Annotated in this window: 16 protein-coding genes and 1 tRNA gene; 2 read left to right on the top strand and 15 right to left on the bottom strand. The window is 68.4% G+C overall.

All coding sequences use genetic code 11. From position 1 onward, the window contains the following. Nucleotides 1-127: 127 nt before the first annotated feature. The 10 genes from ilvD to ACE3N6_RS06980 all read right to left on the bottom strand — a co-directional run bounded on the left by ilvD (nucleotide 128) and on the right by ACE3N6_RS06980 (nucleotide 10,715). On the bottom strand, nucleotides 128-1,969 hold the full coding sequence (ilvD, locus tag ACE3N6_RS07025; protein ID WP_374244472.1) for a dihydroxy-acid dehydratase: 1,842 nt from the start codon (nucleotides 1,967-1,969) through the stop codon (nucleotides 128-130). 85 nt (nucleotides 1,970-2,054) lie between these two features. Then, the gene (locus ACE3N6_RS07020) at nucleotides 2,055-3,173 is read right to left on the bottom strand and encodes a hypothetical protein (protein WP_374244471.1); all 1,119 of its coding nucleotides are present in this window, start codon (nucleotides 3,171-3,173) and stop codon (nucleotides 2,055-2,057) included. A 201-nt stretch (nucleotides 3,174-3,374) separates the two neighbouring features. After that, entirely contained in the window at nucleotides 3,375-4,997 is a 1,623-nt protein-coding gene (locus ACE3N6_RS07015; protein ID WP_374244470.1) for a methyl-accepting chemotaxis protein, read from the bottom strand. 109 nt (nucleotides 4,998-5,106) lie between these two features. Next, nucleotides 5,107-5,715 carry an aminoacyl-tRNA hydrolase gene (pth, locus tag ACE3N6_RS07010; RefSeq protein ID WP_374244469.1) on the bottom strand — a complete coding sequence of 203 codons (609 nt, stop codon included), beginning with the start codon at nucleotides 5,713-5,715 and terminating at the stop codon, nucleotides 5,107-5,109. 32 nt (nucleotides 5,716-5,747) lie between these two features. Further along, the gene (locus ACE3N6_RS07005) at nucleotides 5,748-6,344 is read right to left on the bottom strand and encodes a 50S ribosomal protein L25/general stress protein Ctc (RefSeq protein ID WP_374244468.1); all 597 of its coding nucleotides are present in this window, start codon (nucleotides 6,342-6,344) and stop codon (nucleotides 5,748-5,750) included. 94 nt (nucleotides 6,345-6,438) lie between these two features. Further along, a complete protein-coding gene (locus ACE3N6_RS07000; RefSeq protein WP_374244467.1) occupies nucleotides 6,439-7,389 on the bottom strand; it encodes a ribose-phosphate pyrophosphokinase in 951 nt (316 codons plus the stop codon). Between the two features lie 73 nt (nucleotides 7,390-7,462). Further along, nucleotides 7,463-7,539: transfer RNA gene (locus ACE3N6_RS06995), tRNA-Gln, on the bottom strand. A 17-nt stretch (nucleotides 7,540-7,556) separates the two neighbouring features. After that, nucleotides 7,557-8,420, bottom strand: coding sequence for a 4-(cytidine 5'-diphospho)-2-C-methyl-D-erythritol kinase (gene ispE, locus ACE3N6_RS06990; RefSeq protein ID WP_374244466.1), 864 nt, complete (start codon nucleotides 8,418-8,420; stop codon nucleotides 7,557-7,559). Between the two features lies 1 nt (nucleotide 8,421). Beyond that, nucleotides 8,422-8,985 carry a lipoprotein insertase outer membrane protein LolB gene (gene lolB / locus ACE3N6_RS06985; protein WP_374244465.1) on the bottom strand — a complete coding sequence of 188 codons (564 nt, stop codon included), beginning with the start codon at nucleotides 8,983-8,985 and terminating at the stop codon, nucleotides 8,422-8,424. Continuing rightward, entirely contained in the window at nucleotides 8,982-10,715 is a 1,734-nt protein-coding gene (locus ACE3N6_RS06980; protein WP_374244464.1) for a tetratricopeptide repeat protein, read from the bottom strand. Before ACE3N6_RS06980 ends, lolB begins: the two co-directional genes overlap by 4 nt. Nucleotides 10,716-10,875: 160 nt before the next feature. On the opposite strand from ACE3N6_RS06980, the gene mutM reads away from it, so the two are divergent. Both mutM and ACE3N6_RS06970 read left to right on the top strand, forming a co-directional pair. After that, nucleotides 10,876-11,685 (top strand): bifunctional DNA-formamidopyrimidine glycosylase/DNA-(apurinic or apyrimidinic site) lyase, encoded by an 810-nt coding sequence (gene mutM, locus ACE3N6_RS06975; RefSeq protein ID WP_374244463.1) that lies wholly within the window; start codon nucleotides 10,876-10,878, stop codon nucleotides 11,683-11,685. Between the two features lie 103 nt (nucleotides 11,686-11,788). Continuing rightward, nucleotides 11,789-13,744, top strand: coding sequence for a dynamin family protein (locus tag ACE3N6_RS06970; protein WP_374244462.1), 1,956 nt, complete (start codon nucleotides 11,789-11,791; stop codon nucleotides 13,742-13,744). 76 nt (nucleotides 13,745-13,820) lie between these two features. Here ACE3N6_RS06970 and ACE3N6_RS06965 read toward each other — a convergent pair whose 3' ends face one another. The 5 genes from ACE3N6_RS06965 to ACE3N6_RS06945 are packed head-to-tail and all read right to left on the bottom strand — an operon-like array spanning nucleotide 13,821 to nucleotide 17,905. Continuing rightward, nucleotides 13,821-14,072, bottom strand: coding sequence for a YfhL family 4Fe-4S dicluster ferredoxin (locus ACE3N6_RS06965; RefSeq protein WP_374244461.1), 252 nt, complete (start codon nucleotides 14,070-14,072; stop codon nucleotides 13,821-13,823). 21 nt (nucleotides 14,073-14,093) lie between these two features. Beyond that, a complete protein-coding gene (coaD, locus tag ACE3N6_RS06960) occupies nucleotides 14,094-14,582 on the bottom strand; it encodes a pantetheine-phosphate adenylyltransferase (protein ID WP_374244460.1) in 489 nt (162 codons plus the stop codon). 35 nt (nucleotides 14,583-14,617) lie between these two features. Then, nucleotides 14,618-15,154 carry a 16S rRNA (guanine(966)-N(2))-methyltransferase RsmD gene (gene rsmD / locus ACE3N6_RS06955; protein ID WP_374244459.1) on the bottom strand — a complete coding sequence of 179 codons (537 nt, stop codon included), beginning with the start codon at nucleotides 15,152-15,154 and terminating at the stop codon, nucleotides 14,618-14,620. Continuing rightward, nucleotides 15,151-16,500 carry a M16 family metallopeptidase gene (locus ACE3N6_RS06950; protein ID WP_374244458.1) on the bottom strand — a complete coding sequence of 450 codons (1,350 nt, stop codon included), beginning with the start codon at nucleotides 16,498-16,500 and terminating at the stop codon, nucleotides 15,151-15,153. Before ACE3N6_RS06950 ends, rsmD begins: the two co-directional genes overlap by 4 nt. 28 nt (nucleotides 16,501-16,528) lie before the next feature. Continuing rightward, on the bottom strand, nucleotides 16,529-17,905 hold the full coding sequence (locus ACE3N6_RS06945; RefSeq protein WP_374244457.1) for a M16 family metallopeptidase: 1,377 nt from the start codon (nucleotides 17,903-17,905) through the stop codon (nucleotides 16,529-16,531). Nucleotides 17,906-18,110: the final 205 nt, after the last annotated feature.

Genomic DNA, 18,110 nt, shown 5'->3' with positions numbered 1-18,110 from the left:
CCGCAACGCCCGTCACAACAAGACACAAACACCCGACGATCTGCACCGCGGGCGGGCGGAAGTCACGCCCCCGGAAGCGAAAAGCCCGGCACGGGGCCGGGCTTTCCTTGCTGCTCGGACGAAACGATCAGCGCTGGACTTGGGTCACGTCGCGCACCGCGCCGGTGTCGGCGCTGGTGGTAAGCGCCGCGTAGGCCTGCAGCGCGGCGGACACCACGCGCTCCCGGCTCGCCGGCTTCCAGCCCCGGGCGTCCTGGGCAGCCCGGCGGGCAGCCAGCACGTCGTCGGCCACCGCCAGATGGATGCGACGGTTGGGGATGTCGATCTCGATGGTGTCACCCTCTTCCACCAGGCCGATGGCGCCGCCGCAGGCGGCCTCCGGCGAGGCATGGCCGATGGACAGGCCGGAAGTGCCACCCGAGAAGCGGCCGTCGGTGAGCAGCGCACAGCTCTTGCCCAGGCCCTTGGACTTGAGATAGCTGGTGGGGTAGAGCATCTCCTGCATGCCCGGGCCGCCCTTCGGGCCTTCGTAGCGGATCACCACCACGTCGCCGGCCACGATCTGGTCGGCGAGGATGCCGGCCACGGCGTCTTCCTGGCTTTCGAACACACGGGCGCGGCCGGTGAAGGTCCAGATGGATTCATCCACCCCGGCGGTCTTCACGATGCAGCCCTTCTCGGCGATGTTGCCGTACAGCACGGCGAGGCCGCCGTCCTGGCTGAAGGCGTTGGCCTTGTCGCGGATCACGCCGTGGCTGCGGTCCAGGTCGAGTTCGTTCCAGCGGCGATCCTGGCTGAACGCCACCTGGGTGGGCACGCCGCCCGGCGCGGCCTTGAAGAAGTTGAACACCCCCGCGTCGTGGGCCTTCATCACGTCCCAGGTGGCCAGCGCCTCGGCCATGGTCTTGCTGTGGACGGTGGGCAGGTCGGTATGGAGCAGGCCGGCGCGGTTAAGCTCGCCCAGGATGCCCATGATGCCGCCGGCGCGGTGCACGTCCTCGATGTGCACGTCGGCCACCGCCGGCGCCACCTTGCACAGGCAGGGCACCTTGCGGGAGATGCGGTCGATGTCCTTCATCGTGAAGTCGACGCCGGCCTCCTTGGCCGCGGCCAGCAGGTGCAGCACGGTGTTGGTGGAGCCGCCCATGGCCACGTCGAGGCTGATGGCGTTCTCGAAGGCCTTGAAGCTGGCGATCGAGCGCGGCAGCACCGAGGCGTCGTCCTTCTCGTAGTAGCGGCGGGCCAGCTCGACGATGCGGCGGCCGGCTTCCTTGAACAGGCGCTCGCGGTCGGCGTGGGTGGCCACCACCGTGCCGTTGCCGGGCAGCGACAGGCCCAGGGCTTCGGTCAGGCAGTTCATGGAGTTGGCGGTGAACATGCCGGAGCAGGAGCCGCAGGTGGGGCAAGCGGAGCGCTCGACGGCGTCCACTTCCTCGTCGGAACAGCTGCTGTCGGCGGCCTTGACCATCGCGTCGACCAGATCGAGCGAGATCACCTTGGCCTCCCACTTCACCTTGCCGGCTTCCATCGGGCCGCCGGAGACGAAGATGGCGGGGATGTTGAGGCGCAGCGCGGCCATCAGCATGCCCGGGGTGATCTTGTCGCAGTTGGAGATGCACACCAGCGCGTCGGCGGTGTGGGCGTTGGCCATGTACTCGACGCTGTCGGCGATCAGGTCGCGGGAGGGCAGCGAGTAGAGCATGCCGCCGTGGCCCATGGCGATGCCGTCGTCGATGGCGATGGTGTTGAATTCCTTGGCGACGCCGCCGGCGGCTTCGATCTCGCGCGCCACCAGCTGGCCCAGATCCTTCAGGTGGACATGGCCCGGCACAAACTGGGTGAAGCTGTTGACCACGGCGACGATCGGCTTTTCAAAGTCGCCGTCCTTCATGCCGGTGGCGCGCCACAGGGCGCGGGCGCCGGCCATGTTGCGACCGGCGGTGGAGGTGCGGGAACGATACTGGGGCATCTCGGGAAACTCCGTCTTCAACGAATGGGGTGTTGCTGACCTTCCATTCTAGCGCGTTGGGAGGCGCGCGCCGCCCCGCGTTGCATCAATTCCGCGCGGGCTCCGTGGCGGCCACCGGGCGCGGCTGGCTGCGGGCCGCCATGCCGATCAGCCACAGCAGGATGACCGATGCCGGATAGGCGAAATAGCGCTCGGTGTAGATCGGCAGCAACGCCAGATGGGCTAGCACGAAAAGCCCGGGCACCAGCAGCAGCAGGCGGGTGGCGTGAGGGTCGGCGCCGGCCGCGCGCCCCTCGCCGAACAGCGCCTTGCGATGGATGAAGGCCACGCACGCCGCCACGAAGTAGATCGCCACATGAGGGCTGCGGGTGAGCGTCTTGAGCATCCGCCCGTAGGCCGCCAGATAGTCGGCCGGGTTGGTGGAGACGGCCAGGGTGGCCGGGTAAGGGTCGAGGCCGATCAGGGTGAAGTGGAACACGGTGAGAAAACTGTAGCCGGCATTGAGCCGATTGTTGAGCACGTAAGCCGCCACCGCCGCGACCAGCCCGGCCACCGCGATCCGACGCTCCCCACGCAGGAACAACACCCCCATCAGCAGGGCCGAGAACAGCACGAAATCGGTGCGCACCAGGGGCAGCGCCACCGCAAAGAGGCAGGCCCACGGGCTGCGCCTCAGCGCCAGCAGGGTGGCGGCCAGGGTGAAGGCGCAGGCCATCGCGTCGGGGGTCGAGAGCTGGGCCAGCTCACCGTAGTTGGCGAGGAACACGACTCCCGGGATCGCCCAGGGCGACACCCCGATCCGGGCCGCGATGGCGCCCAGCAGCAGCACCGAGATGGCCTGGAAGCAGGCAGCGATGAGATAGGACGAGCGGGCGTAATCCACCCCCGCCCGGTGGGCGAGTTCCATCAGCCAGACATAGCCCTGGCGGATGCGGTAGAAGGGCAACTGCTGTTCGAGGGACACCGGGTCGTTGCGCACGGTGCTGCCGTAGGGGCCGGAGAGCAGCGCCGCCAGACGGGCATCGCCGATCTCGGCGCTCACCTCGGCGTAGGTCTGGCTGGCCAGCGCTTCGCCGCGCAGGCCCTGGTTGTAGTGGGCGGTGGCCACGTAACCCACGATGTCGAAGTTGTGGGCGGGCCGCAAGGCCCCCACGAGGAGGATGGCGAGCGCCGTGGCCAGCACGATCAGGTAGCGCAGTTGCATGGGGTCACCCGGGTCCGGTTGCTTCGGCGGTCGCCGTGCCAAACCGGGACGCCGCGTCGAGGGTCTCAATTGTGGCGAAACGTGAGCAGCGCGCAAGCATGTCGGCCGCCCTCAGTGTGACCTATTCCCGCCCGCCCCGCAGACGTCATGCCGGAATGACAAAAGGCCGGCCGGGCCGGCCTCCGTCGGAGGGCGCCGGCGTCACACCCGGAAGCGGGACACCGTCTGCTGGAGCTGGCTGGCCAGCGCTTCCATGTCGCGGGCGGCAGCGGCGGTGGATTCGACGGCGGTGTCGTTCTCCCGGGCGGTGGCGGTGATGGCGCCGATGCTGTCCACCACCTCCTCGCCGGCCCGCCGCTGGTTTTCGGTGGCGACGGCGATCTCGTCGAGGCCGTGGCCCACCGCCACCACCGACGCGTTGGCCGCCTCGATTGCCGCCGACACGGTGCTCACCGCCTCCCGGCTGGAGGCCAGGTGGTCAAGCCCCGAGTGGATGGCATCGCGCACCGCCACCGACTGACGGGAGATCTGCGACGTGACCGCGTCGATCTCGCCGGCCGACCGGGCCGACTTCTCGGCCAGCTTGCGCACCTCGTCGGCGACCACCGCGAAGCCGCGGCCCTGTTCGCCGGCGCGCGCCGCCTCGATCGCCGCATTGAGGGCGAGGAGGTTGGTCTGGTCGGCGATCTCCCGCACCTCGCGGGTCATGGTGGTGATGACCGTGGTGGACTGGACGAACTGCTCCACCGAATCGGCCATCTGGCGGACGGCGTCCTCGGCCAGATTGACCTCGGCCACCAGCGAGTCGAGCGTCCTGCTGCCCTCGCCGGCCCGGCGCAGGCTCTCCTGGGAGCGTTGGTGAACCTGCTCCGCGCTCACGGTGACATCCGAAATGTTGGCCGCCATCCGCGCCACCGCCTCGCTCGCCTGGTCCGACTGGTCGTGCTGGCGGCGGGAGCCTTCCGTCACCAGCGCGGCGCCGGCCGCAAGCTGGTGGGACGAACCGATCACCCGCCCGGCGGCCTCGCTCACTTGCCGCACGAGCTGAGCGATGGTGCCCAGCATCTCGTTGAAGGCGGAGGCGGTCTGCCCGATCTCATCCTGGCCGGTCACCTTCAGGCGCCGGGTCAGATCGCCCTCGCCCTTGGCGATCTCGGCGAGGCTGCGGTTCATCTCCCGCAGCGGGGTGACCACGAAGCGGTGAACGAAGAAGGCCACGAAACCGATCAGCGGCAAGGCGATGAGCACCGCCGCAACGATCCGCTGCCACATGAATCGATCCACCGCGGCGTTCACCTTCTCGAGGGACACCTTCATGCTCACCAGCCCGAGCACCGTGCCCGCCGGCACCTGGTGGCAGGCGATGCAGTTCTTGCCCAGATAGTTCTCGGCGGCCACGGTGGGCTTGACCACCCGCAGGTACTCGCCCGCCTGGGCGTCGTTCTCCACCTTCACCACCGGCTTGCTGGAGGCCAGCACCGCCTGCTCGTCCGCATCGAGGGCGGGCTGGGTTCGCGTGCCGGCCCCGAACTGACGGCTCACCGCATCCGCCCGGATCACCTGGAGGTCGCGTATCACGCTGAGTTGCTTGATCTGATCGAGGAAGACCTCGCGCTGGCCGACGGTGCCGGTAATCATCATCCCGGTCAGCCCCGCCATGGTCATCTCGTGGATCGAGTTGGCGAAGTCCTCTGCCTGGTCGATGGCGGTCTCGCGATTGACCCGGGTTTCCCAGGCGATCATGCCGCCCCAGGCAACGACCAGCATCAGCCAGATGGCTGCGGTCAGTCGCAGCCAGACGGGCGTATCGGAAAGTTTGCGCATTTAAGAGTCCCCTCCATCGGGCGGACGCTCGGGGCGCCGCCCTGATTTATGGCGGGTCTACGGCGGGAGGGCGACAAGCTTTAAGTCGTCCTGCGACGACGTGCCCCGCTCAGGGCGTCGGGCGGGGCGGCTTGGGGGCGGCCGGGCGGGTATTGAGGCGCTGGGTGGCGGCGTTCCAGTCGCCCCGCGCCATCAGCGGCCAGGCCAGCAGGGCGCGGTCGAGGGATTCGTCGATGAGTTCGGACTCCTCGCGACGAGGCGGCTTGAGGACGAAGTTGACCACCTCGTTGCGGTCGCCCGGGTGGCCGATGCCAACCCGCAGGCGCCAGTAATCCTGGGTGCCCAGATGGGCGGTGATGTCTTTCAGGCCGTTGTGGCCACCGAGGCCGCCGCCAAACTTGAGGCGCAGCTGGCCTGGAGGAATGTCGAGTTCGTCATGGACGACGAGGATCTCGGCCGGATCGATCCGGTAAAAACGGGCAAGCGCGGCGACCGACTGACCGGAACGGTTCATGAAGGTCTGGGGCATCAGCAGCCACACGCCATCGGCGCGGGCGTTAGCGGCGAGGCCGTGGAAACGCGCCTCCTTGCCGAAGGAGACGCCCAGCTCGCGAGCCAGGCGCTCACAAAACCAAAACCCGGCGTTATGCCGGGTTTCAGCGTATTCCGCACCGGGGTTGCCAAGGCCGACGATGAGCTTTGGTGCAAGCTGGCTCATGGTGTCGACGGCCCTGCAACCCCGCGGGACGATCAGGCAGCCGGGGTTTCCTCGGCGGCGTCGTCGCCACCGCGGATCGCCAGAATGGTGGCCACGACCGGGTCTTCACCGTGGGTCAGGGCCTTCACGCCGGCCGGCAGGTTGAGGTTGGAGACGTGGATGGAGGCGCCGCTCTTCAGGTCCTTCAGGTCAACTTCGATGAACTCCGGCAGCACGCCCGGCAGGCAGCCGACGGTCAGCTCGGTGATCGGGTGGGAGACCATGCCGCCTTCGAGCTTGACGCCCGGGGCGATGTCGGCGTTGATGAAGTGCAGCGGCACCTTCACGTGGATCTCGTGGGTGGCGTCGACGCGCTGGAAGTCCAGGTGCAGCACTTGCTGCTTATACGGGTGCCACTGGGTGTCCTTCAGGATCACGGACTCGGTGGCACCGTCGAGGTTCATGGACAGCACGGACGAGTGGAACGCCTCATTGCGCAGGGCGTGGTAAATCTCGTTGTGGTCGACCTCGATGCGGGTCGGCTCGCCGGAACCGAAGACGATGGCGGGGACGCTGCCGGCACGACGCAGGCGGCGGCTCGCACTCGAACCCTGCACTTCGCGCTTCTTGGCGTTGAATTGAATGGTCATTACAGCTACTCCAGGTTGTATCGCCCGACCGCGACCAGACGGGCGTCGGAAAAAAGCCGGCGGGCTTGCACCCACCGGCTCGAGAAAAACAGGCTTACTCGTTGAACAGCGAGCTGACCGACTCTTCGTTGCTGATCCGCAGGATGGTGTCGGCCAGCAGTTCGGCGATCGACACGCTGCGGATGCGCTTGCAGGCGCGGGCCTCGTCGGACAGCGGGATGGTGTCGGTGACGACCAGCTCGTCCAGATCGGATTCGTTGATGCGGCTGATCGCCGGGCCGGACAGCACGGCGTGGGTGGCGTAGGCCATCACGCGCTTGGCGCCGTTTTCCTTGAGGGCCTGCGCGGCCTTGCAGAGGGTGCCGGCGGTATCGACGATGTCGTCCATGATCACGCAGGTGCGGCCTTCGACCTCGCCGATGATGTTCATCACTTCGGACACGTTGGCCTTCGGCCGACGCTTGTCGATGATCGCCAGATCGCACTCGAGGCGCTTGGCGAAGGCCCGGGCGCGCACCACGCCGCCCACGTCCGGCGAGACGACCAGCAGGTCGTCGATCCGCTGCTTCTCGAGGTCGTCGAGCAGCACCGGCGCGGCGTAGATGTTGTCGACGGGGATGTCGAAGAAGCCCTGGATCTGGTCGGCGTGGAGATCGACGGTGAGGACGCGCTGCACCCCGGCGGCCTGCAGCATGTTGGCCACGACCTTGGCGGTGATGGGCACGCGGGCAGAACGAGGACGGCGGTCCTGACGGGCGTAGCCGAAGTAGGGAATCGCTGCGGTGATGCGGCCGGCCGAAGCCCGCTTGAGCGCATCCACCATGATCAGCAATTCCATGATGTTATCGTTGGTGGGAACGCAGGTCGGCTGAAGGACGAAGACGTCCTTGCCGCGCACGTTTTCCAGCAGTTCGACATTGACCTCGCCGTCCGAGAAACGCCCCACGGTGGCGGAACCCAGAGACTTGCCCAGGCGCCGCACCACATCTGCGGCAAGCTTGGGGTTGGCGTTGCCGGTGAAAACCATCAGGCTGCCCGAAGCCATGATCACCTCACGTTGCTGCTATCAAAAGATGCAAAAAACAAAACGGGCAGGCTTTCGGCCTGCCCGCTGAGTTTGGCTGAGGAGGAAGGATTCGAACCTTCGAATGCCGGAATCAAAATCCGGTGCCTTGACCAACTTGGCGACTCCCCAAGAAATCGTTTTCACAGCTACACGACCCAGCCCTTCAGCGGATGCCTGTCAAGCCCTTGGGCGATCCAGACGCGCCAGCCTTCCGGGGCCTTGGCCCTGACTTGCTCTGCCGCTGCCTTCGAATCGAAGGGAGCGAAGATACAAGCCCCCGAACCGCTCATTCTTGCTGCCCCGAACTGCGACAACCAATCGAGCGCTTCAGCCACTTCGGGAAACAGCTTGCAGACCGTTGCCTGCATGTCGTTTCGCGTTGCGTGTGTTGCGAAGCCCCGCATTATTATGGGTTCGCTATCCCGTGTCAACTCCGGCGCAGAAAAAATTTGAGCGGTGGGCACCGACACCTTCGGCGCGACCATCACATACCAGGCCGGCGGCACGTCGAGGGGCTGCAGGGCCTCGCCCACGCCTTCGGCAAACGCGGTCTCGCCGAACACGAAGAACGGCACGTCGGCGCCCAAGGCGAGGCCGATCTCCTGCAGGCGGGCACGCGACAGGCCGCAACCCCAGATGCGGTTGAGGGCGATCAGCACGCTGGCGGCGTCCGAGCTGCCGCCACCGAGCCCGCCGCCCATCGGGATGCGCTTGTCTACACCGATGTCGGCGCCGAAGGGCGATCCGGTGGCGGCCTTCAGGGCCCGCGCGGCGCGCACCACCAGATCGGCTTCGGGCGGCACGCCGGGCACGTCGGTGGCGCGCAGGATCTGCCCGTCGTCGCGCCGCTGCAGGCTGATCTCGTCGCCCCAGTCGATCATCCGGAAGGCGGTCTGAAGGAGGTGGTAGCCGTCGGGGCGACGCCCGACGATGTGCAGAAAGAGGTTGATCTTGGCCGGCGCGGGGACGCGCACGGGAGCGGCGGGGTCGAAGGTTTGGGTGGTCGTCATCTCAGGGGTTCCAGGCATCGACGATGAGGCGCAGCCGGGTGTCGCCCCGGTGGATGTCGATCTTGCGCGGCAGCGCGTCGGCGGCGCCCTCGTCGGCGTATTCGGCGTAGTCGATGGTCCAGCCCAGATCCACCAGCTGGCGCGGCCGGCCCTGGGCATCGACGGCCCGCACCTGGGCGCCGGCGCCGGGCCTGGCGGTGATCCAGCGCGGCAGGCTCGCGAAGGGCGCCTCCACGCCAAGCAGGGAGGCGGCCAGCTCCGCCGCGGAGGCTGCCTCGGCGCGCCGCCCGTCGGAGAGCGTCATGCGGGCGCCGGCGGCATCGGATTCGATCCGCGCGAGGCCCTGCCCCAGCGGCCCGGTGAACAGCCATTCGTCCCGCGGGCCGTCGTGCAGCCAGTCGAAGCCTACCGCCGCGCTGCGCTCGCCGTCGCGCACCTGGAGCCGGCCCTCGACCGCGAAGCGGGCGATCTCGGCGACGGGCGCCAGATCGGCCGGCGGTGTGCGCAGCGCAGGCGCCGCGCAGCCGACGAGGCCGAACGCAAGGATCAGGGCAACGGGCTTCAAGGCTTGAACTTCTTGATGACGTCGGCCAGCACGGTGTTGTCGGGGTGCGCCTTGGCGGCTTCGCGCCAGGTTTTGGCGGCCTCGTCCCGGCGCCCCAGCATCCACAGCACCTCGCCCAGGTGAGCGGCGATCTCGGGGTCGGCGCGCAGCCCGTAGGCGCGCTGCAGGGTTTCGAGGGCTTCGCCCAGCTTGCCCCGGCGGTACTGGGCCCAGCCCAGGCTGTCGATGATGAAGGGGTCGTTCGGCGCCAGGGCCAGGCCCTTGCGGATCAGGGCCTCGGCCTCGTCGAGGCGCAGGTTGCGATCGACCAGCGAGTAACCCAGCGCGTTGTAGGCGTGGGCGTGGTCGGGCTTGAGGGCGATGAGCTTGCGTAGCCGGCCTTCCATGACTTCGGCGCGGCCGATCCGCTCGGCCATCAAGGCGGATTCGTAGAGCAGCTCCGGGTTGTCGGGCGACGGGCGCAGCGCCTCGTCGAGCACCGCGAAGGCGTCTTCGCTGCGCCCGGCGTCGCGGAGGAGCTGGGATTCGAGGAGCACGTACTGCACCCGGTCGGTCTCCGACGCGGCCTGGGCGAGAGCCTGGAGATGGGCCCGGGCGTCGGCCAGCCGGCCCCGATCGGCCAGCACCTGGGCGATCCGCCCCTGCGCCGTCAGGAACTGCGCGCCCGGCGCAACGGCCTTGTACCAGCCGATGGCGTCGTCGGGGCGCTTGGCCTCTTCGGCCATCTGACCGAGGTACATGCGGATGGTGTCGGACTCGGAGAAGCCCAGGTCGAGCAGGTGCCGGAAGTGCCGCTCGGCCACCGGCCGGTCGCCCTGCTGCATGGCCAGCAGCGCAGCGGCGTGCACCACGTCGCGGTCGTCGGGGGCCCGCTTGAGCAGCTCGTCGAACTGCTCCCGCGCGGGGCCGAACTGCTTGCCCGCCACCAGCAGGCGGGCAAGGGTGATGCGCGGCTCGCGGGCGTCGGGGTGGGCGGCGACGTAGCCTCGGAGCGCCTCGATGCCCTTGCCGGGCGAGGACTCCTGGAGCAGCTGGGCCTGCAGCACCACGGCCTGCTCCCAGTCGGGGCGCAGGCGCAGGGCGCCCTCCAGGGCCTCGGCGGCGGCGGCAGCATCGCCTGCGGTGTAGGCCGCGTTGGCGCGGGCAAAGTGCGCCTCGGGCAGGGCGAGGTAGGGTTGGGTGAGATCGGTGACCAGCCGGCGGATCAGCGCCTTGTCGGGGATTCGCGCCAGCCCGCGGTTGAGGCCCATCAGCGCGGGGCCCACCTTGTCGCCCTGACGGGCCAGCGCCGCGGCGAGGTGGGATTCGAGTTCTTCGATGCGCGCGCTGCTGGCCGCCGTGCCGGCGGCAACCTGCTGGGCCTGGGCGGAGGCCGGGTCAAGCTCCAGCCACAGGCGGGAGGCGTCGCTGGCGAGATCGGTCTGACGGGCCACGATGGCCACCTCGGCAGCCCGGCGGGCGATCCGCGCATCGCGGGTGCGCCGGGCCAGATCGAGGTAGGACTGGGCCGCCATCGCGCCCTGCCCCCGCGCACCGGCGATCTCGGCGAGCATGAACTGGTAGAGGATCTGGGGCGTGAGCGCCTGGGCCGGATAGCCCGCCCGGGCGGCCGCGTCGTCGTCCGCCCCGTCCGGCTGCTGGGCATGGGCCGGGCCGGCCAGCAGGCCACCGGCGAGCAGCAGGGAGGCGAGCAGACGGGCCGGGCGCACGGAGCAAAGGGAGGGCTTCATGGAGGATGACTCGGGCTGGACTTTCGGATCTTTGCCCGATGCATCGGGCAACGGCTGCGTGAGCTTGGATCGCGCCGCTACAATAGGGTTCGCCCGATGTTAGGCGCTTTCCCGAAGGCCAGCAAGCAAGCGGCCCTCGCACCTTTTTGCGACCCTGCCCATGCCCGAACTTCCCGAAGTCGAGACCACCCGCCGGGGCATCGCCCCCGAGCTTGCCGGCTGCGTGGCCACCGGCGCCACGATCCGCAACGGCCGGCTGCGCGAGCCGGTGCCGGCCGATCTGGCCGCCAGCCTCGCCGGCCAGCGCCTCGTCGCCGTCGAGCGGCGCGCCAAGTACCTGCTGCTGCGCTTTCCAGCCGGCAGCCTGGTGGTGCACCTGGGGATGTCCGGCAGCCTGCGCATCGTGCCGGCCGATCTGCCCCCCGAAAAGCACGACCACCTGGATATTGTCTTCGGCCCCCGCGCCCTGCGCCTGCGCGACCCGCGGCGCTTCGGGCTGGTGATGTGGCAGCCGGGCGAGGCCCCGCACCCGCTCCTCGCCCGCCTCGGCATCGAGCCGCTGGCCGACGCCTTCGACGGCCCCTGGCTGCACAAGGCCAGCCGCGACCGGCGCACGCCGGTGAAGCTCTTCATCATGGACGGCAGCGTGGTGGTGGGGATCGGCAACATCTACGCGTCGGAGAGCCTGTTCCGCGCCGGCATCGACCCGACCACCCCGGTGGGCGAACTGGGCCCGAAGCGCTGCGCCCGGCTCGTCGCGTGCATCCGCGAGACCCTCGCCGACGCCCTGGCGGCAGGTGGCAGCACCCTGCGGGATTTCGTCGGCAGCAACGGGGCGCCGGGCTACTTCCAGCAGCAGTATTTCGTCTACGGCCGCGACGGCGAGGCCTGCCGGCGCTGCGCCACCCCGATCCGCAAACGCATCATGGGTCAGCGTGCCACCTTCTATTGCCCTCGCTGCCAACGCTGAAAGCCATTCCGGAGCGGGGCGATCCCGTTTATGCTATCAACTCGCAAAATAGCGCCGGCAAGACGGCGCGTGGCCAGGAATCGAGCTCGTGAAAGACGCACAAATGCTTGCTGAACATTTCTCCGCCTACACCCAGTGGCGCGGAGACGTTGCCTCGGGGATCGGGGAGCTTCGCAAGTGGCTGCAGGAGAACGAGATCGGCGATGCCCAGTCCGATCTGCGCCTGCAGTACCTGCTCGACCGCCTGCGCGAGGACAAACTGATCGTCGCCTTCGTGGCCGAGTTCTCCCGCGGCAAATCCGAACTCATCAACGCCGTGTTCTTCGCCGGCTACGGCAACCGCATCCTGCCCTCCAGCGCCGGGCGCACCACCATGTGCCCCACCGAGCTGCAGTGGCAGGAAGGCGACAAGCCCGAGATCCGCCTGCTGCCCATCGAGAGCCGCAAGACCAACGCCAGCATCACCGAACTCAAGCGCTACCCCGGCGAGTGGCAGATCCGCCCCCTCGACACCAGCTCGGCCGAAAGCCTCCAGCAGGCCCTGGCCCAGGTGGGCGAGACGCGCATGGCCACCGTCGAAGAGGCCGAAGCGCTGGGGTTCCCCATCGACGAGAGCGGCGACCACGGCATCCGCCCCGACGCCCAGGGCAAGGTCGAGATCCCTCTGTGGCGCCACGCCATCATCCAGTTTCCGCACCCGCTGCTCGAACAGGGCCTGGTGATCCTCGACACCCCGGGCCTCAACGCCATCGGCGCGGAGCCCGAACTCACCCTCAACCTGCTGCCCAACGCCCACGCAGTGCTGTTCATCCTGGCCGCCGACACCGGCGTCACCCAGAGCGATCTGGCCGTGTGGCGCGAGCACGTCAACGCCGGGCGCCGCCAGCGCGGGCGCATCGTCGCCCTCAACAAGATCGACGGGCTGTGGGACGGCCTGCGCACCGACGCCGAGATCGAACGCGAGATCGCCGGCCAAGTAGCCAGCGTCGCCAGCACCCTCGAGATCGAGCCATCCCACGTCTTCCCGGTGTCCGCCCAGAAGGGGCTGGTGGCCAAGGTGAGCGACGACGACGCGCTGCTCGAGCGCAGCCGCCTCGTGCAGCTTGAACGGGCGCTATCCACCGAGCTGCTGCCCACCAAGCGCGACATCGTCCGCGACAACACCCACGGCGACGTGACCGACATCGTCAGCCGCAGCCGCGAACTGCTCAACGCCCGCCTCACCGGCCTGCGCGAGCAGCTCCAGGAACTCACCGACCTGCGCGGCAAGAACCAGAACGTCATCGAATACATGATGCGCAAGGTGCGCTCCGAGAAGGACGAGTTCGAGCAGGGCCTGCAGAAGTACTACGCCGTGCGCAGCGTGTTCTCCAACCTCTCGAACAACCTCTTCGGCCACCTGGGCCTCGACGCCCTGCGTGACGAAACCCGCCGCACCCGCGAGGCCATGCTCGACGCCGCCTTCTCCCGCGGGCTGCGCGAGGCCATGAAAGGCTTCTTCCAGCACCTGCGCGGCAACCTCAAGAAGTCCACCGACGAGATCGGCGAGATCTCCAAGATGCTCGACGCCATGTACAAGCGCTTCACCGTCGAGCACGGCCTCAAGCTCGCCGCGCCCACCGCCTTCTCCACGCTGCGCTACGAGAAGGAAATCGAGCGCCTGGAGGCAGCCTTCAACAGCCAGTTCAACACGGTGCTGACCATCGTCACCACCGAGAAGCACACCCTCACCCAGAAGTTCTTCGAGACCGTCGCGGTCGAGGCCCGGCGCACCTTCGAGGTGGCCAACCGGGATGCCGAGCAGTGGCTGCGGGCGGTGATGGCCCCGCTGGAAACCCAGGTGCGCGAATACCAGCTCCAGCTCAAGCGCCGGCTCGAAAGCGTGAAACGCATCCACCAGGCCACCGACACCCTCGAAGACCGGGTGCGCGAACTGCAGCAGGCCGAGGACATGTTCGTCCGGCAGCTCAACGAACTCGACTACCTGGCCGATCAAATCGACCGCGCCCTCGAGATGCCGGTGACCGACGACCCGACGCCCTCCGCCCTCGCGGCGTAAGGCCGCAACGTCCCAAAGCAGAAAAGCCGGCGCACCCGAGGGTGCAGCCGGCTTTTTTCTTGCCTGACGCGACGGCTTACTTGTCGGCGGTCAGCTTGAGGAACTTCTCCATCAGGTCGTCCTTGCTCTCCGGATGCTCCGGATCGAAGGGGATGCAATCGACCGGGCAGACCTGCTGGCACTGGGGCTCGTCGAAGTGGCCGACGCACTCGGTGCACTTGTTCGGGTCGATCACGTAGATTTCATCACCTTGGGAGATGGCGCCATTGGGGCATTCCGGCTCGCAGACGTCGCAGTTGATGCACTCGTCGGTAATCATCAAGGCCATTTTGCTTGTTTCCTTTATTGCTTACTGTTTGTTGATCTTCGCAAGCAGCCGCGCGTTGACGCTCGGCTGCACAAATTTGCTGACATCGCCCCCGAGCCGTGCGATCTCGCGCACCATGGTGGCGGAGATGAACATGTACTCGTCGGCGGGCGTCAGGAACACCGTCTCGACGTCCGGGTAGAGCTTGCGGTTCATGCCGGCCATCTGGAACTCGTACTCGAAATCCGACACCGCCCGCAGCCCCCGCAGGATGACCCGCGCCTCGTTCCGGCGCAGGAACTCCATCAACAGGCAGGAAAAGCCCTGCACCTCGACGTTCGGGTAAGGCGCCAGCACCTCCCGGGCGATCTCCACGCGCTCCTCGAGGGAGAAGATCGGCCCTTTGCCACCGCTCGCCGCCACACCGATGATGAGCTTCTCGAACAGACGGGAAGCCCGCCGCACCAGATCCTCATGTCCGCGTGTGAATGGATCGAAGGTCCCCGGATAAACCGCGATACCGTCCCTCATGCAAAGCCCCTCCCGGCCGGCGAGATCGACGCCGATCAGACCGCGCGGGCGAAGAGGTGGTAATACACCTGTCCGGCCGAGCCGTGCTTGATTCGCGTCAATCGGTCGATGTTGTCGATTTTATATTCCGCTTCCACATAAACCAGCCCCTCGTCGGTGAGGAGTTTCGGCAGGAGCGGCGCGATGCGATCGATCCAGCCGGCCCGGTAGGGCGGGTCGACGAACACGACGTCAAAGAGCTGGTTCGTGGAACGGGCGAAGTTTAGCGCATCGCCCCGCACAATCTGTACACGCGTCGCCTGTAGGGTTTTCGCGTTGGCCTGGAGCGCCGCCAGCGCGACCGGGTCCTGCTCGATCATCGTGACCCCCGCGGCGCCCCGCGAGGCCGCCTCGAACCCCAGCGCGCCGCTGCCGGCGAAGAGGTCGAGGCAGTGCAGGCCGTCCATCTCCTGCCCGAGCCAGTTGAAGAGGGTTTCGCGCACCCGGTCCGGCGTGGGGCGCAGGCCCTTCACGGTGCGCACGTCGATCAGGCGCGAGCGCCACTCGCCGCCGACGATGCGAATCCGGCTCAACGGGCGGCTCCGTTTTTCGGCGCGGCGGTCTTGTCGCCGTCGCCGCCAACCACCACCGTCACCAGATTGTCCTGGGACACGTGGCGACGGAAGGCATCGCGGATCTGCTGGGCGGTGACCGCGCGCACCTTGTCGCGCCAGGTGTCGAGGTAATCCAGCGGCAGGCCGAAGCTGCCGATGGCCGCCACCTGATCGAGCATCTTGCGGTTGGAATCCAGGCGCAGGGCGAAGCCGTTGATGAGGTTGTCCTTGGCGGCTTTCAGTTCGGCTTCGGTCGGGCCCTTGGCGAGGAATTCGTCGAGGGTGGCACCGACCACCTTGAGCGCGTCGTCGGCCTGGCTGCCCTTGGTCTGCAGGCCGATCTGGAACGGGCCCACATCCCGCTGGGGCGCGAAGTAGCTGTACACGCTGTAGGCGTAGCCGCGCTTCTCGCGCACCTCGCCGGTGAGCCGCGACACGAAACCGCCGCCGCCCAGGATGTAGTTGCCGACGAACAGCGGGAAGAAATCCGGATCGCCCCGGCGGATGCCCGGCTGGCCGACGGCGATGTGGGCCTGGGCCGACGGGTGCGGCACGCGGATCTCTTGACGCGCCGGCAGGGTGGTGTTGACGCTCGCCACCGGCGCCTCGCCCACGGGCAGATCGCCCACCAGCCGGTTGGCGATGGCCTCGGCCTCGGCGCGGGAGACATCCCCGACGATGCTCACCGTGGCCCGGGCGGAGGTGTAGTTGCGGCGGTGAAAATCCGCCAGATCGTCGCGACCGATCGCGCCGACCGTGTCGACGGTGGGCGTGCGGCCGTAGGGGTGATCGGGGAAGACCGCCGCCGCGAAGCGCCGGGCGAGGATCGAATCGGGCTGGGTCTCGGCTTCCTTCAGGCCGGCGACGAGGCGGGATTTCTCGCGCTCGACCGCGGCGGCCGGGAAGGTGGGCTTGCCGATCAGGGTGGCGAGCAGGTCCACCGCGCCGTCGCGCTCGGTGACGCTGCTGAGGGTGCGCAGGGAGAGCGAAGCCCGATCCATGTCGGCGCCGCCGCGGGGGGGGGCGGCCGGCGCCGCCCCCCGGGGGGGGGGGGGCGCGCCGAACAGGGAGCCCCCGCCGCCCTCGAGGAGGCTGCGGGTCAGCCCGGCGAGGCCGGCCTTGCCGGCGGGAACTTCAGTGCCGGCGGCGCGGAAATCCACCTGCACGTCGACGATGGGCAGGGCCCGGCTCTCGACGAAGAACACCCGGGCGCCGCCGGGGGTGGTCCAGTGCTGGATGGCGAGCCCGGCGCGGGCGGGGGAGGAAAGCAGCGTGGCGACGGTCAGGGCGAGGGCCAGACCGAAGCGTTGGCGAGGAGAGATCATCGATCGATTCACCTGAAGGAACGGGGTGTCAGTGGCGATGGCCGCCGGCCGCCTGCGCCTTGGCGCGGGCCTGCGGGTCCACCGGCAGGGGGTCGAGCTGGGCGACGGTGAGGCTGTCGTCGCTGAAATACTTGCGGGCCACGGCCTGGACTTCGGCCGGCGTCACCGCGCGGATGCGCGCCAGCATCTCGGCGTCGTTCTTCCACGACAGGCCGACCATCTCGGCCATGCCGATCTCCATGGCCTGGCCCATCAGGGAGTCGCGCTTGTACACCTGGCCGGACACCGCCTGGGCCTTCACCCGGCGCAGCTCGTCCTCGGAGACGCCGTCGGTCTGGATGCGGGCAAGCTCGGCGCGCAGGGCGGCCTCCACGTCGGCCACCGTCTTGCCGGCGGCGGGGGCGCCGTCCATCACGAAGAGCGATTCGCCCCGGGCGGTGCCGTCGTAGCCGGCGCCGGCGGTCACCGCCACCCGGCTGCCGCGCACGATGTTCTTGCCCAGCCGGGCGCCGTCGTAGCCGTCGAGCACCGCGGCGAGCACCTGCAGGGCGTAGTAGTCGCCGTCCTTGTGAATGTCGCGCAGGGTGGGCACGCGCCACGCGAGGGCCACGTAGGGCAGCTCGGCCGGGGCCTTCACCACGGTGCGGCGGGGGCCGGCCTGCTCGGGCTCGACGAGCGGCTTGCGCTCCGGCAGCACGCGGGCCCTGGCGTGGCCGTAGGTGCGCGCGGCCTCCTCGAAGACCGCGGCGTGATCCACGTCACCCACCACCACCAGGGTGGCGTTGTTGGGCACGTACCAGCGCCGGTGCCAGTCGCGGGCGTCGTGGGCGGTCATGTTGTCCAGGTCGGACATCCAGCCGATGATGGGCCGGCGATAGGGGTGGGCCTGGAAGGCGGTGGCCATCAGCTGCTCGATGACAAGCGCGCGGGGCTTGTCGTCGGTGCGCAGGCGACGCTCCTCCTTGACCACCTCGATCTCCTTGCGGAAGCCCTCCTCGGTGATCTGCAGGTTGCTCATCCGGTCGGCCTCGAGCGTCATCATCTTGCCGAGGGCCTCCTTCGGCACCTGCTGGAAGTAGGCCGTGTAGTCGTAGCTGGTGAAGGCGTTGTCGCGCCCACCGGCCGCCGCCACCTGCTTGTTGAACTCGCCGGGGCCGACCTTCTTCGTGCCCTTGAACATCATGTGTTCAAGCAGGTGAGCGACGCCCGAGGTGCCATCCACCTCGTCCATCGCGCCCACCCGGTACCACACCATGTGCACCACCGACGGCGCCCGCCGGTCTTCCTTGACGATCAGCTTCATCCCGTTGGGGAGGGTGCTCTCGAAAGGGTTGGCCCAGGCCGGCACGGCGAAGGCCACCGCCAGGGCGCCGGCGACGAAGCCGGCGCGCAAACTGCGATTCATCATAGGCTTTTGAAGCATCTGGTAAAATTTAAGATGCAGGCTGTCGGAAGCTTCTGTCTGAAGCCTTACTGCCAACTGAACGCCCGCTGCGCCCCACGGGTTCGCGCGGCATCATAGCGGCAACCGACACCCCGGCCAACCGGCCTTGGCGCGTGGCACAACGTGCCGACGGCCAAGAATCGACCCACACTCAGACCCGGCTCCT

Source organism: Zoogloea sp. (genome assembly GCF_041904905.1).
Taxonomy (GTDB): domain Bacteria; phylum Pseudomonadota; class Gammaproteobacteria; order Burkholderiales; family Rhodocyclaceae; genus Zoogloea.
This window is presented reverse-complemented; position numbering and strand designations above follow the sequence as displayed.

Coding starts and splice junctions, on each gene's coding strand:
- ilvD (WP_374244472.1), bottom strand. CDS start 1,969: ATGCCCCAGTATCGTTCCCGCACCTCCACCGCCGGTCGCAACATGGCC.
- ACE3N6_RS07020 (WP_374244471.1), bottom strand. CDS start 3,173: ATGCAACTGCGCTACCTGATCGTGCTGGCCACGGCGCTCGCCATCCTC.
- ACE3N6_RS07015 (WP_374244470.1), bottom strand. CDS start 4,997: ATGCGCAAACTTTCCGATACGCCCGTCTGGCTGCGACTGACCGCAGCC.
- pth (WP_374244469.1), bottom strand. CDS start 5,715: ATGAGCCAGCTTGCACCAAAGCTCATCGTCGGCCTTGGCAACCCCGGT.
- ACE3N6_RS07005 (WP_374244468.1), bottom strand. CDS start 6,344: ATGACCATTCAATTCAACGCCAAGAAGCGCGAAGTGCAGGGTTCGAGT.
- ACE3N6_RS07000 (WP_374244467.1), bottom strand. CDS start 7,389: ATGGCTTCGGGCAGCCTGATGGTTTTCACCGGCAACGCCAACCCCAAG.
- ispE (WP_374244466.1), bottom strand. CDS start 8,420: ATGACGACCACCCAAACCTTCGACCCCGCCGCTCCCGTGCGCGTCCCC.
- ACE3N6_RS06980 (WP_374244464.1), bottom strand. CDS start 10,715: ATGAAGCCCTCCCTTTGCTCCGTGCGCCCGGCCCGTCTGCTCGCCTCC.
- mutM (WP_374244463.1), top strand. CDS start 10,876: ATGCCCGAACTTCCCGAAGTCGAGACCACCCGCCGGGGCATCGCCCCC.
- ACE3N6_RS06970 (WP_374244462.1), top strand. CDS start 11,789: ATGCTTGCTGAACATTTCTCCGCCTACACCCAGTGGCGCGGAGACGTT.
- ACE3N6_RS06965 (WP_374244461.1), bottom strand. CDS start 14,072: ATGGCCTTGATGATTACCGACGAGTGCATCAACTGCGACGTCTGCGAG.
- coaD (WP_374244460.1), bottom strand. CDS start 14,582: ATGAGGGACGGTATCGCGGTTTATCCGGGGACCTTCGATCCATTCACA.
- ACE3N6_RS06950 (WP_374244458.1), bottom strand. CDS start 16,500: ATGATCTCTCCTCGCCAACGCTTCGGTCTGGCCCTCGCCCTGACCGTC.
- ACE3N6_RS06945 (WP_374244457.1), bottom strand. CDS start 17,905: ATGAATCGCAGTTTGCGCGCCGGCTTCGTCGCCGGCGCCCTGGCGGTG.